We start from the raw sequence: 19925 nt of genomic DNA, 5'->3' as shown, positions 1-19925 counted from the left end.
AAAATTGTCGTTCGCCTCGGTTGGCGGAATGACATGGTCGCGCCAGTTTCGGACATTGACGGCAAGATTAAAGCTCACGTCGGCAAGCAATAGACCTCGCCGATTTGGTTCTCAAGTGCTATATTCCGCCAGGACAGTTGGGTTGACGGCCGGAAGGGCCCCAGTCGAATCCTCTGAGGAGGACGGGATGCTCGCCTCTGCTTTGAAGTTCGGCGGTCTATTCCTTGCAGGAGCGCTTGCTGTCGGCTTTGCGACGCAGGCTTTTTCGCAGACATTGCCGGAAAAAATTCCAACCCAGGAACAGCTCGCCAACGACAACAATCTTTTCCTCAAGCTCGCGAGGAAGGCCCTGAAATGGGAAGAGCCGGAGGAGCCGGTCCAGATCCTCGGGCCGATCTACTTCGTCGGCACCAAGGGGCTCGGCGTGTTCCTGTTCACTACGCCTGAAGGCCACATCCTGATGAACACCGGCATGCCGTCTTCCGGGCCAATGATCGAGGAGTCGATCAAAAAGCTCGGTTTCAAGCCGGAAGACATCAAGGTCATGATCAACGCCCATGCGCATATCGATCACGCAGGCGCTTACGCTTACCTCAAGGAGAAGTACGGGGCCGAGATGGCGGTGATGCGCGAAGATGTCCCGGCGATGGAGAGCGGCGACAAGGGCGACTTCAAATACGCCGACGATTTTCTCTATCCACCGGTCAAGGTCGACCGCATCCTGCGCGACGGGGACACGGTCAGGTTGGGTGATGTATTGCTCACGGCCTACCTGACGCCCGGCCATACGCGCGGGGCCACGACCTGGATCGCCAACCTCATGGTTGACGGCAAGGCCTATGTCGTGGCGTTCCCCGATGGATCGGGGTTCAACCCCGGCTACCGGCTGGTGAAGGACCCTTCATATCCCGGCATCGCCGACGATTACCGGCGGACGCACCACATGCTGGAAATGCTGAAGCCCGACATCTGGCTGGCGCAGCACAACGAATATTACGACCTCGCTGGCAAGCGCGACCGGGCCAAGACCGAAGGTGTTGCCGCCTGGATCGATCCGGAAGGGTATCGCCGCTTCATCGCCGGCAAGAAGCGCGCCTTCGAGAACGAGGTCGACAAGGAACTCGGAGTCGCAAAGGCCGCCAACTGATGGGACCTCGCCGTGGCGGGGCGCCACTCCTTCTCAGGGGTTCTTCCGAACAGCGGGCAATGGTGCGAAACCCGGGAGGGGTCTAATGGTCGGAAACAGCTTTCTCGCGCGAGCGCTTAGTTTGGCTGCATCGTGCATCTTTGTCGCTGTCTGCTGCCTTGCGGCGCAGACAGCCTCGGCGCAGGATTCACTTGAGAGCAAAGTATACGAATTCAAGGGCAAAGTCATTGCAGCCCGTGAAGCCGAAATCGCCGCACGCGTCGACGGACGGCTGGCCAAGATCAACTTCACCACCGGCCAGATCGTGAAAAAGGGCGATTTGCTCTTTGAGTTCGACGTGAAGTTCAGACAGCTCACTCTTGATACCGCTCAAGCGCAACAGAAGGTGATGGAGGCTCAACTTCAGCTTGCCGACGTGAAGCTGAAAAATGCGGAAGCACTGCAGGCTCGCAACGTCTCGTCTGAGATGCAAGTGCTTGAAGCGCAAGCGCAGCGAGGTATCGCTGCGGCCAACGTCGACGCGGCAAAAGCCAACGTAGGGATTGCGCAGCTACAATTGGGTCAGACGAAACTGTTTGCTCCGATTGACGGAATGATCAGCCAACCTTTTGTCCGGGAAGGCGCCTACCTAACGCTGGAAGCGCTCGACCCAAACCGGTTGGCTGTCATCATTCAGTTGGATCCGATCAAGGTCGTTGGCGAAGTACCTTTCGACACCTACGCCCAGCGCCGGGAACTGTTTGATATCCGCAAGACGGGGGGCGAAATGCTGGAGTATACGCTCGTCCTGCCGAACGGCGAAAAGTATCCCCACACAGGACGCCTGGTAGAAGGGACCGGCGAATTCGACCCGCAAACGCAGGCTATGGCGGTCGTGGTGGAGTTCGGGAATCCGGAGTTCTTGTTGAGGCCCGGCCTCACGGTGACCCTGCAATCTGCCGTCCGCCGCAGGTAGACGTGCCGCCTGGGTCGACTGGCGGCGAGCGACAAGGGCCTGCGCCGCTTATGGCACGATCAGCGTGCCGGCGCCGTGTTCGGTGAACAGTTCGAGCAGCACCGAATGCGGCGTCTTGCCGTTCAGGATGACGACGCCTTCGACGCCACGCTCGATCGCCTCGATGCAGGTCTCGACCTTGGGGATCATGCCGCCGGACACCGTGCCGTCCTTGATCAGCGCTTTCGCCTCGGCCACCGTCAATTCGTCGATCAGCTTCTTGTTCTTGTCGAGCACGCCGGGCACGTCGGTCAGGAACAACAGGCGTGTCGCCTGACAGGCGCCGGCGATGGCGCCGGCAAAGGTGTCGGCGTTGATGTTATAGGTGTGGCCGTCGCGGCCGGGCGCCACCGGCGCCAGCACCGGGATCATTTCGGAACGCGCCAAAAGGTCGAGCAGCGTGCGGTCGACCTCGACCGGCTCGCCGACGAAGCCGAGATCGAGCACGCGCTCGATGTTGGAGTCCGGGTCGATCATGGTCTTGCGTGCCTTCTCGGCGAAAACCATGTTGCCGTCCTTGCCGCACAGGCCGATCGCCCATTCGCCCTCGGCGTTGATCAGCGCCACGATCTCCTTGTTGATCGAGCCCGCCAGCACCATCTCGACGATCTCGACCGTCTTTTGGTCGGTGACGCGCAGGCCGCCCTCGAATTTCGATTCGATGCCCATCTTGGTCAGCATCGCGCCGATCTGCGGGCCGCCGCCATGCACGACGATCGGATTGACACCGGATTGCTTCAACAGCGCGATGTCGCGGGCAAAGGCCTTGCCGAGTTCAATGTCGCCCATGGCATGGCCGCCATATTTCACCACCACCGTCTTGTTCTCGTAACGCTGCATATAAGGCAGCGCCCTCGAAAGCAGCGCGGCCTGCATTTCGGCGGTGGCGGCAATGTCCGTCATCGTATGTTCCCGGCTAGCTGGAAAGGACGGCGGCGTCTTAGCGGGAATTGCGACCGGCCGCAAACGGCTTTGCTGTCACAATCTCGAAATCGCGGGCGGCGGGTTCTTACGCCGGCACCTTGAGCGGCGCCCGCCGCGTCAGCCACCCGGAAATCTTCTCCATCTGCGCGGCAAGCGACAAAAGCGTCTCTTCATCGCCCGGCCGGCCGGCGGCCTGGACGCCGAGTGGCAGGCCGGCCTCGGTGACATGGACAGGCAACGCGATCGACGGCTGGCCGCTGACATTCTGGATCGCCGGCCAGTGGGTGAACCACAGGCTCTTGTCCATCAACTGGCCAAGCAGTGGCTTGAACCGCAGCAGGCGGGTGAGATGCAGCCGGTCCAGCATGTTCTCGATGAACTCATCGGCGCCCTTCGGGTCCATGGCGCCGCAGGCCAGCGGCGGGTGCGCGATGATGGGCATCAGCACCGCGTCATATTGCGCGGTCTCGGCTATCAGCCGGCGCGATGTGGCGTGCAGTCGCTGCAGGCCGGCATAGATCTCTCCGGCCGAGGCGATTTCGCCGAAGCGGCCGATGACCCGCGTGGCGCGCTCCAGGTCACCGGAAACGGAGCGACCTAAGCGCGCGCCCTCAAGACGCATCATGCCGGCAACTGCCGCCGCGACGGTCTTGCAGAAATCCGCCATGAAATCGCGATCAATATAGGGCAGGTCGATCTCTTCGACGGTGTGGCCGCCTTCGCGCGCCAGCGCCACGGCCGTGTCCAGCGCCGTCTGTGTCTCGGCCGATATGGGCAGGCCAAGCGGCGATTTCCGGTATACGGCGAGTTTGAGCTTGCCGGCGTCTCGCGCTGCCGCGGCGGCAAAGGCGCCTTTCGGCGGTGGCGCCGCATAGGGCGACATCGGGTCGGGTCCGTGGGTGAGGTCAAGCAGCAAGGCCGAATCCCGGACCGAGCGGGTCAGCGCGTGGTCGACGACCAGGCCGTACCAGCTTTCGGTGACCAGCGGCGTCAGCGGCACGCGGCCGCGCGCGGTTTTCAAGCCCACCAGCCCAGTGCAGGCGGCGGGAACGCGGATCGAGCCGCCGCCGTCCGAGGCATGCGCCACCGGCACGACGCCGGCCGCGACCAGCGCCGCCGCACCTCCCGACGAGCCGCCGCTGGTGTGCGCCGTGTTCCACGGATTTCGGGTAACGCCGAAAGCGGCAGATTCGGTCATCAGCCTCAGCCCATGTTCGGGCGAGGTGCTGGTGGCGATAGGGATCAGGCCGGCGGCCAGATGACGCTCGGTCATCACCGAGTTGAAGTCGGCGGTGAAGGCGGGAATGCGGCTGCCCGAATGCGACGGCACGCCCTTCATGGCGATGCCGAGATCCTTGACCGCAAAGGGCACGCCGGCAAGCGGCAGATTGCGGTCGACGGTTTTCGCCCGCGTTCGCGCTGCCTCGTAAAGCGGCTCGGCAATGGCGTTGATATCGGGACGCGTGGCCTCGGCCCGGGCAATGGCTGCATCGACAAGCTCCGGCGCCGAGATTTCTCCCTCGCGCACCAGGCTGGCCAGGCCGGTTGCATCATGCTCCCACAGAGCTCGTTCGACCGACATTCCTGCGTCCCCCCGCTATTGGCAAAGCTAGCTTGCGGCAGTCTCGTTGGCAATTGAAGTGCAAATGCCGGCGTATGGAAGCGTTCGGCCGTTGCAAATACATTGCAATCTTCTAATTTGGCGGCCGATGACGCCGCGGGACATCAGCGACCTGATCGTCCGGACTTCGATGAAGGATCGGGCTGCGTTCGATCTGCTCTACCGGCAGACCAGCGCGAAACTTTTCGGCGTCTGCCTTCGTGTATTGAATGACCGGGGAGAGGCTGAAGAGGCGCTGCAAGAGGTCTTCGTCAAGATATGGACGAAGGCGGACCGTTTCGCCGTCTCGGATCTGAGCCCGATTTCCTGGCTGGTGGCCATTGCGCGCAACCATGCGATCGACCGCATCAGGGCGCGGCGAGAGCCTGCCGCTTATATCGATGCCGCGCTGGACGTGGCCGATCCGGCGCCGGGACCGGAGGCCATGGCCGTGGCGGGCGGTGAGACCGAACGCATCTACCATTGTCTCGATGAATTGGAGAAGGATCGGGCGGCGGCCGTCAGGGGCGCCTATTTGAACGGCGAAAGCTATGCCGAGCTGGCGGAACGCCATGGCGTGCCGCTGAACACGATGCGGACCTGGCTGCGGCGCAGCCTGCTGAAACTGAGAGAATGCCTGGAAAGATGACGCTGGCAGAGGATAACGGACCGGAACGTGGGGGCGACGACTTGTTCGCCGCCGAATACGTTCTTGGCGTGCTGGCTGCGGACGAGCGCCAGATCGCGTCGCGTCGCATCGACGCCGACGCCGCCTTCGCCCACCTTGTCGATGCCTGGGAGGTGCACCTTTCGCCGATGACTGCCGCCTATCCGGAGGCAGAGCCTCCGATCAGGGTCAAGGAGGCAATCGATCGCCGGCTGTTCGCGCCACAGTCTCGCGGCGGTCTTTGGTCGAGCCTTGTCTTCTGGCGCGGCCTTGCCGCCGCCGCCATTGCCGCGCTGGCAATCTATATTGCCCTGCCTTATGTCAATCCGCCGCTCGTCGAGCCGCAGGAGCGGCTTGTCGCCTCGCTGGCCGCCGACGGTAGCGATGTCAAATATCTCGTCGTCTATGATGCGGCCACGCACGATGTCGGCCTCTCCCACGTTTCGGGCGAGCGTGCCGCCGGCAAGGATTTCGAACTGTGGATGATCGAGGGCAAGAATGCGCCGGTCTCGATGGGCATCATCCCGGCCGGTGCCACCACGCACCTCACAGTGTCGCCGGCCGTGCAGCAGAAGCTTGCGCAAGGCGCCGTGCTCGCGGTGAGCCTCGAGCCGACGGGCGGTTCGCCGACCGGCCAGCCGACCGGACCGGTTGTCGCCGCGGGCGATCTCAAGGGCGTCTGACGGCCCAGCGCCGGATCCACCAGGAAGAAGAGCTGAAATCTATCTCTCGCGAAGGAGAGGGTTGCAAATTCGTTGTCCGGATAGCGGATGGCTCCAATAATTTTCAGTAAGACAAGTTTTTTTCTCAGAGGGCGAAACTCTCGTATTTCTGCCCCCGTATCTCCTTGCGTTCCCGAAAGAGGTGAACGATAACCCCAGGAGATTGATTTCATGCGTAAACTCGCCACCCTTTTGCTTGCCGGCACGGTCGCCGTCTCCGCCCTCGCAGGCGCCGCTTATGCCCAGAATCCGATGGTCGGCGGCGCCGCCATGTATGCCACCAAGAACATCGTGGAGAACGCCGTCAATTCTAAGGATCACACGACGCTGGTCGCGGCCGTCACGGCTGGCGGCCTGGTCGAGACGTTGCAGAGCGCCGGTCCCTTCACCGTGTTCGCGCCGACCAACGAGGCCTTTGCGGCATTTCCGGCAGGCACCGTCGAGACTTTGCTCAAGCCCGAAAACAAGGACAAGCTGGTCAATATCCTGACCTGCCACGTCGTCGGCGCCAAGGCGCTTGCCGCCGATGTGACCAAGATGGTCAAGGACGATGGCGGCGCGCACAAGGTCAAGACGGCCGGCGGTTGCGAGTTGACGCTCAAGACCGACGGCGGCAAGGTCACCGTGACCGACGAGAACGGCAATGTCGCCAACGTCACCATCGCCGATGTCGAGCAGTCGAACGGCGTCATCCATGTCATCGACAAGGTTCTTCTGCCGAAGATGTAACGAAAGGCCCGCTGCCGGCGAAGTTGCAGCAAGAGCTCCCGTCGATTGCAGTGTCTCGCTCCCGTGATCCGGCAATTGACCCGCGCGCTCCGCGCCGTCCACCTGTCGATGTGTGGAAGGCGCGGAGTGTTCGTTTGAGGGCAACCGTCACCGGCTTTTGATTTCCCCATGGCGGCATTGTTTGGCATAGAGACAACAGAAGGATCTGGTCATGAACCGTCGCGATTTTCTTTTGAGCGGTGCGGCCGCCATCGGCGTCGTCGGGGCCGCGGCAATGGTGCTGCGCATGGGCAATCCGCAGGTCGCGCAGGCTGCAGAGAAGTTTGAGGTCACCAAGACCGAGGCCGAATGGCGCGCCACCCTGTCCGACGCGGCGTTCAACGTGCTGCGCAAGGAAGGCACCGAATATCCCGGCACCAGCCCGCTACTCAACGAACACCGCAAGGGCATCTTCGCCTGCGCCGGCTGCGAATTGCCGGTCTATTCCTCGGAAACCAAGTTCGATTCCGGCACCGGCTGGCCGAGCTTCTGGCAGGAAATTGCCAACGCCGTAGGCACGACGCAGGACAGGTCGCTCGGCATGACCCGCACCGAGGTCCATTGCCGGCGCTGCGGCGGCCATCTCGGCCATGTCTTCGACGACGGCCCGCCGCCGACCGGCCTGCGCCATTGCATCAACGGTGTCGCCCTGACCTTCAAGCCGGCCACGGCCTGAGGACAACCGCGACCCGACTTTGTCGGAGCGCGCGAGAACATCATGACGGTAGATTTTGCACATGACCCCGAAAATTGCTTTTCGGGGTCATGCTTGAGGAGCGCCAGGGGGGTTCCGGCGCTCCTCAGTGCCCGCCACCGCCGCCGCCACCGGCCGCGGCCGGTTTGCGGATGAACAGGGTGAACAGCCCGAGCGTGGCGAACAACACCGTCAGCATGAAGAACACGTCCATGAAGGACAGCAGCGATGCCTGCTGCTGGACCATGCCCGACAGTTTGGAGATCGCCGCCTTGGACGCGTCGAGGCCTGCGGTCTGCTCGAAGGTGAGCGTCATGTTCTGCAGCTTTTCCTGTGCGGCGGCACTGCCCCATTGCACATGCTCGGAGAGCCTCGCGTAGTGGAAGGCATTGCGGTCGATCAGCACCGTGTTGATAACGGCCAAGCCAACTGCGCCGCCGAGGTTGCGCGTCAGGTTGAACAGGCCGGACGCATTCTTCAGCCGCTCGGGTGGCAAGGTGCCGAGCGCGATGTTGTTGATCGGCACCATGCACAGCATCATCGAACAGCCGCGCAGGATCTGCGGGATCAGCAGCTCATGGAAATCCCAGTCGGCGGTGAGATGCGTCATCCACCAGGTTCCCGTGGCGAAGCCGAAAAAGCCGATCATCATCATGATGCGCGGGTCCATCTTGTTCGACAGGATGCCGGAGACCGGCGCGGTGAGGAACATAGCCAGGCCGCTGACGAACAGCGCCTCGCCGATCATCAGGGAATCGTAGCCGCGGATGCGCCCGAGGAACACCGGGTAGAGATAGGTCAGGCCGTAGAGGCCGATGCCGACGACGAAGGAGAACAGCGAGCCGAAGGCGAAGTTGACGTTGGTGAAGGCCTTCAGGTCGACAATCGGCTCCTCGGCTGTGAAAGCGCGCCAGAAGAACAGCACCGCGCCGACGGTCATGATGATGGCGCAGATGAACACCGCCTGATCCTGCAGCCAGTCGTTGTTCGGACCTTCCTCCAGCACATATTCCATGCAGCCCAGGAAGGCCGCCATGCCGGCAAGGCCCCACCAGTCGAACTTGCTGAACAGCTTGAGATTGGGCTTGTCGAAGTCGATCAGCGACCATGCCGCAGCGGTGACCAGGATGCCGGGCACGACATTGATCAGGAACAGCCAGTGCCAGGACATGGCATGGCTTATATAGCCGCCGACGGTCGGGCCGATGGTCGGCGCCAGCGTCGCCACCAGGCCGATCATCGGCGACACCATGGCGCGGCGCGACGGCGGGAAGATGGTGAAGGCAGCAGCGAATACGCTCGGGATCATGCCGCCGCCGATGAAGCCCTGCACGGCGCGGTAGACGATCATCTGGTCGATATTGGTGGCGGTCGCCGCAAGAGCGCTGGCCGCCGTGAAGCCCGCCGCCGAAATCGTGAACAGCACCCGCGTCGATAGCATCCGGCTGAGGAAACCCGACAGCGGGATCATGACCACTTCGGCGATCAGATAGGCGGTCTGCACCCACGGGATCTCGTCGGAGCTGGCGCTCAAGCCAGCCTGGATCTCGGCCAGCGAGGCCGAGACGATCTGGATGTCGAGGATCGCCATGAACATGCCGAACACCATTGCCAGGAAGGCGATGACGCGGCGGATCGGCATGTGGTCGGTCTGGGCCGGAGTGGCCGGCGCCGATCCGGCGGTAATGGTTGCGGTTGCCATGTCATGGCCTCCCTAAGCATTCCAGGAAAAGTGCGTGGTGGTCTTTTCCGTCCGGAATTGCGTCAAACGAATCCTTGGCGGGCAGGGCGGCTCAGCGCTCAACAGGCCACTGAGCCGCCCCCCAAAGTGCTCAGTTGGTCGTCGCGATGGGCGCCGTGCGGCTGTCGACGGCGACGACGACACTCAGGCCGGCGCGCAGCCTGCCGGTCTTCAGCACATCCGCCGGCACGTCGATACGGACCGGCACGCGCTGCACCACCTTGGTGAAATTGCCGGTGGCGTTTTCCGGCGGCAGCAGCGAAAACACCGCACCCGAGGCCGGCGCCAGCGAAGAGACCGTGCCTTCGAAGTCATGGCCGTCGATCGCGTCGACCGAAATCCTGACCTTCTCTCCGGGCACCAGCCGGCCAAGCTGCGTCTCCTTGAAATTGGCGACGATATAAAGCTTGTCCATCGGCACGATGACGGCCAGCTTCTGTCCGGGGCTGACAAGGTCGCCTTGCTCGACCGAGCGGTTGCCGACCACACCGTCATAGGGCGCGCGCAGCACGGTGAAGGACAGATCGCGCGCGGCCTTGTCGTGGCTGAGCTGCAGCGAGGCCAGCGTGCTCGCCGATTCCGCGCGCTGCGCCTGCAGCACGCCGATATTGGCCTCGGCCGCCGCGATCTGCGCGTCCGCGCCGACAAGCGCCGCCTTGGCCTGATCGAGGGCGGTCTGGGCGTCATCGAGCTGCGCCTGCGTGCCGACATGCGTCTTGAGCAGTTGTGCGGCGCGCTGCTGGGCGCGCGCGGCATTGTTCGCGGCAGCCTCGTCGGCGGTCTTTTGCGCCTGCGCCTGCCGCAGCGACGCGCGCGCCGCCTCTGTCTGCGCGTCGATGCGGTCGAGCGTCTTGGTCAGGGTAGCGATCTGCGCCTCTGCCTGGGCGACTGCGATCTTGTAGTCGCCGTCATCGACGGTCAGCAGTGGGTCGCCGGCCTTCACCCGCTGGTTCTCGCTCACCTCGACCTGGTCGACATAGCCCGAAATTTTCGGCGAGATGAACGCCATGTCGGCCTGGACATAGGCATCGTCGGTTGAGATCATGAAGCGGCCGTCGGTCCAGTAATCGTAGCCGTACCAGGCGCCGGCGCCGAGCAGCCCAAGCCCGATGATGGGCAGCAGAAGCGAGCGTACCGAGCGCTTCTTCTTGGCCGGCGCCTCGGCGGGGGGGCTGATTGCGGGCTGCACAGGTATTTCCGGCGCTTCGGTCGCCGGAGCGACCTTGGCATTGGGGAATGGGCGGACTTCAGCGGTGACGGGCGCGTTCGAGGACATGATATCTCTCTATCCAAGTCTATGCAGGGAAAATCTGTTATACTGAACCGTTCGGTTCGATATGGACGTTGACTTAGCGTCAAAACGGGCCCATATCAAGGGCAATCGAACCGATTGGTTCGAATTATTTTTGCGAGGTGTGACTTTTATGGGCGAAACACCATCCGACACGGGCAAGGACCAGTGCGACGTGCTGGACAGCCTGCGTCGCGGCCGCCCGGCGGCCGGGCAGGACCCGGTCAAACGTAGCCAGATCATCGACGGCGCCCGCCGCGTCTTCATCGACAAGGGTTTTGAGGCGGCGTCGATGAACGACATCACGCGCGAGGCCGGCGTCTCCAAGGGCACGATCTACGTCTACTTCGCCAACAAGGAAGAGCTGTTCGAGGCGCTGATCGAGGAAGAGCGCGGCACGATCTTCAAGAACATGTACGATATGCTCGACCGCGCCGACGACCTTCGCGAGACGCTGGTGAAGTTCGGCAAGGTGCTGTCGCTCAAGATCACCTCGGCCAAGGTCATTCAGGCGCAGCGCACGGTGATCGGCGCGTCCGACAGGATACCCGACATGGGCGCGCGTTTTTACGAGCGTGGCCCCAAACGCGGCCACGACAGGATGGTGACCTTTCTCAATGCCGCCATCGAGCGTGGCATGCTCAAGATCGACGATGTCGATCTTGCCGCCTATCAGTTCACCGAACTGTGCCTTGCCGGTCTTTTTCGCCAGTGCATATTCGCCTACCGCACCAAGGCGCCGAGCCAGGATGAAATCGACCACATCGTCAGGTCGGGCGTCGGCATGTTCCTGAAAGCCTACGGCACCAAGAAGCTTGCCGAGGAAGAAAGCCACCAAATGATTGCGCTGGAGGCCAAGCGCTAACCAGTTTTTGCTCTACCCGCCATTGGCCGCAAGCACGATCGCCGCGCGCAGCTCGTCGAGGCCCTCGTTTCTTTCCGAGGAGGTCGCCAGAACGAACGGAAACGCGGCCGGCCGCTTCTTGATTTTCGCCAACGTCTCCTCGATCAATCGCGGCACGCCGGCGGCCTTGATCTTGTCGGTCTTGGTCAGCACGATCTGATAGGACACCGCCGCCTTGTCGAGCAGCGACAGCACCTCGTCGTCCTTGGCCTTGATGCCGTGGCGGGCGTCGATCAGCACGTAGACCCGCTTCAGCGTCACGCGGCCCTTGAGATAGTCGAAGACCAGCTTCGTCCAGTCGTCGACCTTTTCCTTGGGCGCGCTCGCATAGCCGTAGCCCGGCATGTCGACCAGCGCCATCGGCGGCAGGTCGGCGCCTTCGCCCGAAAATCCATCCGGCACGAAATAATTGAGCTCCTGCGTCCGCCCCGGCGTGTTGGAGGTGCGCGCCAGCCCCTTCTGGTTGACCAGCGCGTTGATCAGCGACGATTTGCCGACATTCGAACGGCCTGCAAAGGCGATCTCCGGCGGCCCTTCCGGCGGCAGGAACTTCATCGACGGCACACCGCGGATGAAGATCCACGCTTGCGTGAACAGTTCGGGAGCGATCACGGTCCTGACACTTGTCGTTCTGTCCGGCGCGCTCAAACCGCGGCCTCCAGGCGAGCAATGTCGGCGCCTCTGATGGCATTGAGGTTGCGGCTGATCTTGTCTACCGGCCAGTCCCACCAGGCCGCCATCAACAGCCGCCGGATCGTCTTGTCGTCGAAGCGCATTTTCACCACCTTGGCCGCATTGCCGGCGACGATCGCATAGGGCGGAACGTCGTGCGTGACCACCGATTTCGCCGCCACGATGGCGCCATGGCCGATCTTGACGCCGGGCAGGATCACCGCCTCCATGCCGATCCATACATCATTGCCGAGCACCGTGTCGCCGCGTATTTCCTTCGACCACGTCTTCGGGTCGAAACCCTGTTCCCAGCCATGGCCGAAGATGTTGAACGGGTAGGTCGAGAAGCCGGACATGGCATGGTTGGCGCCGTTCATGATGAAGCGGGCGCCTTCGGCGATGGCGCAGAATTTGCCGATGATCAGCCTGTCGCCGATGAACGGATAATGATGCAGCACGCAGCGCTCGACGAATTTGTCCGGCCCGTCCGGGTCGTCGTAATAGGTGTAGTCGCCGATCTCGATGTTCGGCGCGTCGACCAGTCCCTTGAGGAAGCCGACGCGCGTGTGCATCGGGATCGGGTGCTTGATGTTGGGGTTGGGTCCGTCCATAGGCTGGCTCCGTGGATTCTCGGGCCAAAATAGCGCGATTTGGAGCGAGATAAACCGGGGTCCCGTGAAGGACGACAGGACCCCGGTCGCCGGACGACCTCCCAAACACCGGCGTCGTTGCGCCGGAAGCCGTTACGGCCTTGACGAGAAAGTTACGAGGCACTGGGCACCGGAGTTTCACCGGCTTAATGCATGTCGCCCAAAGGTGCGCATCGGCTTTGGGATAAAGGCCGACAGCAAAAACCCCGGACGAGCCGGGGCTTCGCAAATTCGATAAGGGGATCGGAGCGCCCGCTATTCCGCGGGCGAGGGTTTCTTGCGGAACATCGCCACCAGATTGTCCCACAGCTCGATCTTGGCGCCCTGACGCTTCATGATCACGCCCTGCTGGATGATCGACAGCAGATTGTTCCAGGCCCAGTAGATGACCAGGCCGGCGGGAAAGCCCGCCATCATGAAGGTGAAGATGACCGGCATCCAGGTGAAGATCGCGGCTTGCGTCGGGTCCGGCGGCGTCGGGTTCATGCGCATCTGCAGGAACATCGTCACGCCCATGACCAGCGGCCAGACGCCGATCATCAGCATGTGCGGCAAGGTGATTGGAATGAGGCCGAACAGGTTGAAGATCGAGGTCGGATCGGGTGCGGCCAGATCCTGGATCCAGCCGAAGAACGGTGCGTGCCGCATCTCGATGGTGATGTAGAGCACCTTGTAGAGCGCGAAGAAGACCGGGATCTGCAGCGCCACCGGCCAGCAGCCGGCGATCGGGTTGATCTTCTCGGTCTTGTAGAGCTCCATCATCGCCTGCTGCTGCTTCATCTTGTCGTCCGCGTATTTCTCGCGGATTTCGAGCATCTTGGGCTGCACCTTCTTCATATTCGCCATCGACGCGTAGGACTTGTTGGCGAGCGGGAAGAAGATGGCCTTGACGATGACGGTGGTGGCGAGGATCGCCAGGCCGAAATTGCCGAAGAATTTGTACAGCGTGTCGATCAGCCAGAACATCGGCTTGGTGATGAAGTGGAACCAGCCCCAGTCGATCAACAGGTCAAACCGCTTGATGTGGCGGTCCTCGGCATAGGCATTGATCTTGCCGACTTCCTTGGCGCCGGCGAAGACCTCGGTCTCGACGGTCGCCGACTGGCCGGCGTCGATATTGATCGGGTCGGTCAGGAAGTCGGACTGATAGCGGTGCCGGCCATCCTCGAAATAGGCATAGCGCGGCTGGAACGGCTGCTTCTCGCTCGGCACCAGCGTCACCGCCCAGTACTTGTCGGTGATGCCAAGCCAGCCGTCGGTCGACTTGCCCGGCTTGAATTCCCTGTCCTCTTCGATGGCCGCGTATTTGTGTTCCTGCAGGCCTTCCTCGCCGGTGAAGCCGATCAGGCCTTCAAACAGCACATAAATGCTGGCAACGGCCGGCTTGTCGAAACGGGTGACGCGTCCATAGTTGAACAATGAGACAGCGGTGGCGCCTGAATTCTGCACCGTATCGGAAACCGTGAACATATAGTCGTTGTCGACCGAGAAGGTGCGCTTGAAGGTCAGGCCCTTGTCGTTCGAATAGGTAAGCGTCACCGGGCTGGACGGCGTCAGTGTCGCGTTGCCGTCGACGGTCCACACCGTGTCCGAACCTGGCACCGCTCCGGTCTTATCATTGCCGACAAAGCCGATCTCGGCAAAATAGCCATTGGGCAGCGCCGACGGATTGAGCAGTTCGATCTCGGGCGAATTCTTGTCGACCGTCTCCGTGTAGTGCTTGAGCTTTATATCGTCGAGACGCGCGCCGGTAAGGTTGATCGAGCCTTCCAGGCTTGGCGTGTCGATCTTGACGCGGCTGGTCGCCGCCAGCGCCTGGTCGCGGCCGGCCGCCGTCGCCACGTCGCCGCCGGGCGCGTTGGGAATGGCGCCTTGCGGCGGCGCCGGCGTTCCCGCACCGCCGGGATTGGCGCCTTCGGCCGCCTTCTTCTGCTCCGCCACCCGCTGCTCCTCGATGCGGGCCGCCTCGCGCTGGGCTTCGACGCGCGGGTTCATGTAGAACACTTGCCACAGCGTCAGGATCAGCACCGACAGCGCGATGGTGATGAAGAAGTTCCGGTTGTTTTCCATCGAAAGCCCTTGGCCTATCGTGTTCCGCGCAATCGGCGGGAGAGTTCGGCCTTCAACTGGCCGAACGGAATGGCAAGCACGTCTTCGCGCCCGACGATGACATAGTCATTGCCAGGCGCCATGTCATCGGCCGCATGCATGCGCACGGCTTCCCTGAGCCGCCGCCTTATGCGGTTGCGCACCACGGCGTTGCCGACCTTCTTGGTGACGGTATAGCCGACGCGCGGCGACAGTTCGTCGCCGCGGTCGAGAACCTCGACGAGAAAAAGCCGCCCGCGGCGCTTTTCACCACGCCGGACGGCCAGGAATTCCGCGCGCTTCAGAAGCCGCTTGGGATTTGGTCCCACTGGCTTGCCGGTGGCGGGCAACGATCTCGTCTTCCGTTCAGGCGCTGAGCCGCTTGCGGCCGCGGTTGCGGCGGGCTGCGACGACGCCGCGACCACCCTTGGTGGCCATGCGGGCACGGAAACCGTGCCGGCGCTTGCGGACGAGTTTGGACGGTTGGTAGGTACGCTTCATTTGTTTTAATACCGCGGGGTGCGGCCCTTCTTGATTCTGTCACTCTGTAACAGGAGCTCTGCCGGGCCGGTTTTGGCGCGATCGAAACCGCGCCGGGACGAATGGCCCGAGCGTGAGCGGGCTTATAGAAAGAAGGATTTTGGAAGTCAATCCGGTGCCGTCAGGCCGACGGTCGAAGTCTTGACGTCCGGCGCGATGTTTCGACGAAGGATGAATTTGGCAAAAAAGCCGCAATCGCCTAATCTCGACGGATCAAGCGATCGTGAAGACAAGACCAGCATGAGTGAAGTTCCCGCCACGGATGAAAGGGTCGATCCGGCGAAGACCGCCGCCGGAACGGCGGCGCGTGCCGTGCCTCCCCGCACGGTGCCCTTGTCGCGTGGCCTGTCGACAAAGCTGCTGCTGCTCACCATCGTCTTCGTGCTGCTGGCCGAAGTGCTCATTTTTCTGCCCTGGATCGCCAGCTACCGGGTGAGCTGGCTGAAGGAGAGGCTGGGCACCGCCGCCGCCGTGTCGATCGTGCTGGTGCAGGGCGACCCCGCCTCGCTGTCGCGCGCCGCCCAGAACGATGTGCTGATGGCGATCGGCGCCAAGGCGATCGCCGTGCGCGACGGCGGCGTCTCGCGGCTTCTGGTCGTTGCCGAGATGCCGCCGCATGTCGACGAGCATATCGATATCGCCAATGTCGGCATGCTCAGCGGCATGACCGGCGCCCTCGACACGCTGTTTTTCGGCGGCGACCGCATGCTGCGCGTATTCGGGCCGGTGGGCGAGAGCGACAAGGAGTTCGAGCTGATCATGCCCGATCACAGCCTGCGCAAGGCCATGCTGATCTATTCGCGCAACGTCGCCTTCGTCTCCCTGCTGATCTCGCTGTTCACCGCCATGCTGGTCTATGCCGCCATCGACCTGATCATGATCGGCCCGATCCGCACGATGACGCGCTCGATGCTGTCCTTCTCCGAGGCGCCGGACGATCCCGGCCGGATCATTCGCCCCGCCGAGCGCTCCGACGAGATCGGTGTCGCCGAGCGCGAGCTTTCGCAGATGCAGGAGCGGCTGCAAAAGATGCTCTCCGAGCAGAAGCATCTCGCCGACCTTGGCCTCGCCGTGTCGAAGATCAACCACGACATGCGCAACATCCTGGCCTCGGCGCAACTGATATCCGACCGGCTGCGCCAGGTCAGGGACCCGACGGTGCAGGCCTTCGCGCCGAAACTGCTGCGCGCGCTCGATCGCGCCGTGTCCTATTCGGAAGGCGTGCTCGCCTATGGCCGCACGCAGGAGCCGCCGCCTTCGCGCCGCCGCGTCAGGCTGCGCCAGCTGGTCGAGGACGTGCAGGGCCTGCTTGACATCGAAGAGGGCATCGAATTCGTCAACGCCGTCGAGCTCGCCTTCGAGGTCGACGCCGATTCCGACCAGCTTTTTCGCGTGCTCACCAATCTGTGCCGCAACGCCGTGCAGGCGATGGCGGCGGACCAGGAGAGCGCCCTGGTGCGCCGGCTGGCGGTGTCGGCCGAGCGCCTGGGCAGCGTCAGCCGCATCATCGTCACCGACACCGGCCCCGGACTGCCGCCGAAGGCGCGCGAAAACCTGTTCGCCGCATTCCGCGGCTCGGCCCGCAGCGGCGGCACCGGTCTTGGCCTGGCCATCGCCCATGAATTGATCCGCGCCCATGGCGGCACGGTGGAGCTTGTCGAAAGCGTCGGCGGCCGCACCACCTTTGCGGTCACCATTCCCGACCAGCCGGTCCGGCTCGACCAGGCCCGCAGCGGCCTGCGCCGCCCCGCTTGATCCCTAGCGCTCCCTGATCCGGACCAATTTCGGGAAAGATGCATAAACGGTTTTCCGTCGGGAATTGCGCCGGACAAAGAACAGGCCCATTGCGCGAACGGCAAAACTTTTGCCGGATCGGCTTGCTTTTCGGAAATTCAGTCGCTAGGGAACACTCCACATTCGCGGCCGGTCGTTAAGGATCGGATCGCGGGCCATGCAAAGCATGGCCTGTTGCGCGCCCGTAGCTCAGCTGGATAGAGCACCAGACTACGAATCTGGGGGTCAGGAGTTCGAATCTCTTCGGGCGCGCCATTTTCCATCGAATGCCGCCGTCTTCTCCGCCCTGAGGCGACGATGATTCAAGCCCGTCGGAGACAAGTCGGCTCTCGGCGCTTGGCGGCGTTCGTGCGATGACGTCGCCGGTCCGGCGATGGAACCCCGGATCGGCGGCGTCAATGGCGCGCGACCTGCCGTGGCCCGTTCGCTATCCGCCCGCTGCATAAGTCAGGATCACCCCGCCGATCTTGGGCGGGCGCGCGCTTTCGAGGCGCATCTTGACCTGCTGGTCCTGCGGCTTGAAGAGGGTATTGCCCCAGTATTCGTCGACGAGCCCGGCGAAAAGGAGCGGGCGAGCAGAAGATCGGAGCGGAGCGCGTGGTCGGTCCACGGTAGATGGCCCAGTTCAGCCCTTCAGACCCTCGACATGTCTGGCGAGCTTGTCGAGGGTCTGATAGCCGAACTCGACGGCCCCAAATCCGATCCCGCGATCGCGATGCGCCTTGGTCGGATGCAGCTGACGCAATGTGACGACAGTCTTCCCGTTGCTCTGCTCGTCGAAGGTAACGATAGTTCTGAATTGGTTTGGATCGTCATCCTTATCGGCGCCGTGGTTCATTTCGAGCAGGTGTGGCGGTTCGATCTTCAGGAACACCATGCGGTTGTCATAGCGCGTGCCGTCGGGACCGACGAAGACGAATCTCCACTGGCCGCCGACGCGAACATCGATCTCGTGAGTTTCGACCTTGAAGCCTTCCGGCCCGAACCATATCGGCAAGTGCTGCGGATCGGTCCATACCTTGAACACCAGTTCGCGCGGTGCGGCGATGACGCGTGAGAGAACGATCTCGCGATCGAGTTCCCACGAATCGAGGGGCGAATTACTTCCGATGCGCTCGCTTGCCACGCTTTTTCTCCGTTGTTTGCAACCCGAGGACATAGTCCTCCATCCGATCGAGCCGTGCTTCCCAGATCTCCCGGCGCGCGCTGAGCCACTGCTCGGCGCGTCCGATCGCTTCGGCGGAGACGCAGCACGTCCGCGTTCGGCCAATCTTCTCGGTAGAGATGAGGCCGCTGGCCTCAAGGACCTGCACGTGCTGGACGATCGCCGCCAGCGTCGTCTCGAAAGGCGCGGCCAATTCGCTCACTGACGCGGGACCTTGCGTGAGCCGATCAAGAACAGCCCGCCGCGTAGGGTCGGAAAGCGCGTGGAAGACGCGGTCGAGCTGCGGCGATTGGTCAAGCATATGCTTTAGTATCGCAGGCGTGCGAAAAGTCAAGCAATTCCTTTAGTATTGTGCCGGACACCAGCCAACCTGCCGGGCCGGCCGCCCCATTGGCGTGCAAACAATCGCAGTGCCTTTGGCAGCCCCCGGTGCTCGCGGCGGCATTCGCGGGCGGCGGCTCGAATATCAGGGTGTTCCAGCGGAGACGTGGTTATCGGTTTCGTCTACGCTGGGCGCTATCGATTTCAATTGGCCAGCTCACTTGACCTGTTCAATTTGTGGAGCGGACTCAGTCGGCGGAGCTGGCGTGCAATCTTGCCCGGTGCATTCCTCGACAGGATCATCTGCCGGTGGGAGGCAGTTCTGCCCCTCGCAATGAACTGGCGGCTGCTCTTTCGTGGTTTCGCTGTCCTGTGCAACAGGCTGATCCTCGGCGCGAACGGCCGGCATCCCTGCCAGGCCGATCATGGCCGTGCACAGGAGCGCAATCCGAAGGAAACTCATTTTCGCCTCCGCGGCTGACAGCTGGCGGCATCCTACACTTTGGAACTGCGGCCGGCATCCTGTCACCCGCAAACGGTGTTAACAGCGCGTTTCGGCGGGCCGACCGGTTTCGGATGCTCCTGGCTCGAGCCGCCGGCGGAACAGTTCGTCAACTCGAGGTAAGCGCGGGGCTTCGCCATCCTTCATTCGAATGCTTCGCAGATATTAGCATTAACGCATACATTTTCGCCAGCCGGAGCCCCCCGCAAAGCCCCTCCGGTAAGGCCCGGCTCCATACCGTTTGGCAGGAGCCGGGCCGCTGCTTCGCCCTTGGGTCCACAAGCCCGTGGAACGAGTGTTTGTCTTTCGCGACTACATCATGAAATAGGGGGAGAGACTCTGAGACCTGAAGATCGCGCGATGTGCAAAAGGGTAAAATCGACCAGGTAGCCGCTGACGCCAAATGGTACAGCACCTCAATAGATGGTGAGATTTTGGCCTCGACGACGCTGACCCTCTTTCAGACCGGGGTCATCAACGAAACGAATTTGCTGGCACATGTTCGTGCACGCCGCCACGATTTCATGAAGTCGGCCGGCTAATTCAGCCCGCCCATCCTTGGCGCTGCGCCCGCCGTCCACGCTTCGCGGCCCACTGCGCCGGCCACGGGCTGGCAGGCCGCGGCGCTGCCCGGCCAGCGAGAAATTGATAGGCCGCCGCAAGTTTTTAACAGACGGCGGCCTTTGCGTGTCTGCCCCAAATACCCCCGTCCGTCAGGCACGCAATGGATGTTAGATTAGC

Annotated in this window: 20 protein-coding genes and 1 tRNA gene; 9 read left to right on the top strand and 12 right to left on the bottom strand. The window is 62.7% G+C overall.

Annotated elements, in window-relative coordinates; translation table 11 throughout:
• Positions 1-187 precede the first annotated feature (187 nt).
• Both bla and AC0L2H_RS05515 read left to right on the top strand, forming a co-directional pair.
• Positions 188-1147 carry a subclass B3 metallo-beta-lactamase gene (bla, locus tag AC0L2H_RS05520; RefSeq protein ID WP_473589251.1) on the top strand — a complete coding sequence of 320 codons (960 nt, stop codon included), beginning with the start codon at positions 188-190 and terminating at the stop codon, positions 1145-1147.
• Positions 1148-1232: 85 nt separating this feature from the next.
• Positions 1233-2102, top strand: coding sequence for an efflux RND transporter periplasmic adaptor subunit (locus tag AC0L2H_RS05515; RefSeq protein WP_473589250.1), 870 nt, complete (start codon positions 1233-1235; stop codon positions 2100-2102).
• Between the two features lie 48 nt (positions 2103-2150).
• Here the strand turns inward: AC0L2H_RS05515 and argB are convergent, their stop codons facing one another.
• The gene (gene argB / locus AC0L2H_RS05510; RefSeq protein ID WP_008872872.1) at positions 2151-3044 is read right to left on the bottom strand and encodes an acetylglutamate kinase; all 894 of its coding nucleotides are present in this window, start codon (positions 3042-3044) and stop codon (positions 2151-2153) included.
• A 106-nt stretch (positions 3045-3150) separates the two neighbouring features.
• Positions 3151-4647 (bottom strand): amidase, encoded by a 1497-nt coding sequence (locus AC0L2H_RS05505; RefSeq protein WP_473589249.1) that lies wholly within the window; start codon positions 4645-4647, stop codon positions 3151-3153.
• A gap of 127 nt (positions 4648-4774) precedes the next feature.
• Between AC0L2H_RS05505 and AC0L2H_RS05500 the strand changes: the two genes are divergently transcribed.
• From AC0L2H_RS05500 to msrB, 4 genes are all read left to right on the top strand, one after another.
• Positions 4775-5314, top strand: coding sequence for a sigma-70 family RNA polymerase sigma factor (locus AC0L2H_RS05500; protein ID WP_473589248.1), 540 nt, complete (start codon positions 4775-4777; stop codon positions 5312-5314).
• Positions 5311-6015: an anti-sigma factor gene (locus AC0L2H_RS05495; protein ID WP_473589472.1), complete on the top strand. Its 705-nt coding sequence runs from the start codon at positions 5311-5313 to the stop codon at positions 6013-6015. The genes AC0L2H_RS05500 and AC0L2H_RS05495 overlap by 4 nt, the downstream gene beginning before the upstream one ends.
• A 210-nt stretch (positions 6016-6225) precedes the next feature.
• Complete coding sequence (locus AC0L2H_RS05490; protein WP_473589247.1) at positions 6226-6783, top strand: fasciclin domain-containing protein; 558 nt, start codon at positions 6226-6228, stop codon at positions 6781-6783.
• A gap of 211 nt (positions 6784-6994) precedes the next feature.
• Positions 6995-7498, top strand: a complete 504-nt coding sequence (msrB, locus tag AC0L2H_RS05485) for a peptide-methionine (R)-S-oxide reductase MsrB (RefSeq protein WP_473589246.1) — start codon at positions 6995-6997, stop codon at positions 7496-7498.
• Positions 7499-7622: 124 nt separating this feature from the next.
• On the opposite strand, the gene AC0L2H_RS05480 is transcribed toward msrB, so the two are convergent.
• A complete protein-coding gene (locus AC0L2H_RS05480) occupies positions 7623-9158 on the bottom strand; it encodes a DHA2 family efflux MFS transporter permease subunit (protein WP_473589471.1) in 1536 nt (511 codons plus the stop codon).
• Positions 9159-9348: 190 nt separating this feature from the next.
• A complete protein-coding gene (locus AC0L2H_RS05475; RefSeq protein WP_473589245.1) occupies positions 9349-10533 on the bottom strand; it encodes an HlyD family secretion protein in 1185 nt (394 codons plus the stop codon).
• A 148-nt stretch (positions 10534-10681) separates the two neighbouring features.
• Here AC0L2H_RS05475 and AC0L2H_RS05470 point away from each other — a divergent pair, with 148 nt between their 5' ends.
• Positions 10682-11413: a TetR/AcrR family transcriptional regulator gene (locus tag AC0L2H_RS05470; protein ID WP_473589244.1), complete on the top strand. Its 732-nt coding sequence runs from the start codon at positions 10682-10684 to the stop codon at positions 11411-11413.
• Positions 11414-11425: 12 nt separating this feature from the next.
• Here the strand turns inward: AC0L2H_RS05470 and yihA are convergent, their stop codons facing one another.
• The 5 genes from yihA to rpmH form a co-directional block, all read right to left on the bottom strand.
• On the bottom strand, positions 11426-12100 hold the full coding sequence (yihA, locus tag AC0L2H_RS05465; RefSeq protein ID WP_473589243.1) for a ribosome biogenesis GTP-binding protein YihA/YsxC: 675 nt from the start codon (positions 12098-12100) through the stop codon (positions 11426-11428).
• Entirely contained in the window at positions 12097-12735 is a 639-nt protein-coding gene (locus tag AC0L2H_RS05460; protein WP_473589242.1) for a CatB-related O-acetyltransferase, read from the bottom strand. The genes yihA and AC0L2H_RS05460 overlap by 4 nt, the downstream gene beginning before the upstream one ends.
• 294 nt (positions 12736-13029) lie before the next feature.
• A complete protein-coding gene (gene yidC, locus AC0L2H_RS05455) occupies positions 13030-14844 on the bottom strand; it encodes a membrane protein insertase YidC (RefSeq protein ID WP_473589241.1) in 1815 nt (604 codons plus the stop codon).
• Between the two features lie 14 nt (positions 14845-14858).
• Positions 14859-15212 carry a ribonuclease P protein component gene (gene rnpA, locus AC0L2H_RS05450; RefSeq protein WP_473589240.1) on the bottom strand — a complete coding sequence of 118 codons (354 nt, stop codon included), beginning with the start codon at positions 15210-15212 and terminating at the stop codon, positions 14859-14861.
• Between the two features lie 16 nt (positions 15213-15228).
• Positions 15229-15363 carry a 50S ribosomal protein L34 gene (gene rpmH / locus AC0L2H_RS05445; protein WP_008833937.1) on the bottom strand — a complete coding sequence of 45 codons (135 nt, stop codon included), beginning with the start codon at positions 15361-15363 and terminating at the stop codon, positions 15229-15231.
• A 279-nt stretch (positions 15364-15642) separates the two neighbouring features.
• Here rpmH and AC0L2H_RS05440 point away from each other — a divergent pair, with 279 nt between their 5' ends.
• Positions 15643-17157 (top strand): ATP-binding protein, encoded by a 1515-nt coding sequence (locus tag AC0L2H_RS05440; RefSeq protein WP_473589239.1) that lies wholly within the window; start codon positions 15643-15645, stop codon positions 17155-17157.
• Positions 17158-17374: 217 nt separating this feature from the next.
• Positions 17375-17451 (top strand) — tRNA-Arg (locus tag AC0L2H_RS05435).
• Between the two features lie 370 nt (positions 17452-17821).
• On the opposite strand, the gene AC0L2H_RS05430 is transcribed toward AC0L2H_RS05435, so the two are convergent.
• The 3 genes from AC0L2H_RS05430 to AC0L2H_RS05420 form a co-directional block, all read right to left on the bottom strand.
• Positions 17822-18322: an SRPBCC family protein gene (locus AC0L2H_RS05430; protein ID WP_473589238.1), complete on the bottom strand. Its 501-nt coding sequence runs from the start codon at positions 18320-18322 to the stop codon at positions 17822-17824.
• Positions 18297-18662 carry an ArsR/SmtB family transcription factor gene (locus tag AC0L2H_RS05425; RefSeq protein ID WP_473589237.1) on the bottom strand — a complete coding sequence of 122 codons (366 nt, stop codon included), beginning with the start codon at positions 18660-18662 and terminating at the stop codon, positions 18297-18299. Before AC0L2H_RS05425 ends, AC0L2H_RS05430 begins: the two co-directional genes overlap by 26 nt.
• Positions 18663-18899: 237 nt before the next feature.
• Entirely contained in the window at positions 18900-19145 is a 246-nt protein-coding gene (locus AC0L2H_RS05420) for a hypothetical protein (protein ID WP_473589236.1), read from the bottom strand.
• Positions 19146-19925: the final 780 nt, after the last annotated feature.

Source organism: Mesorhizobium sp. WSM4871, from assembly GCF_055811295.1.
The sequence above is the reverse complement of the archived record's forward strand: the minus strand, read 5'-3'. Positions and strand labels throughout refer to the sequence as shown.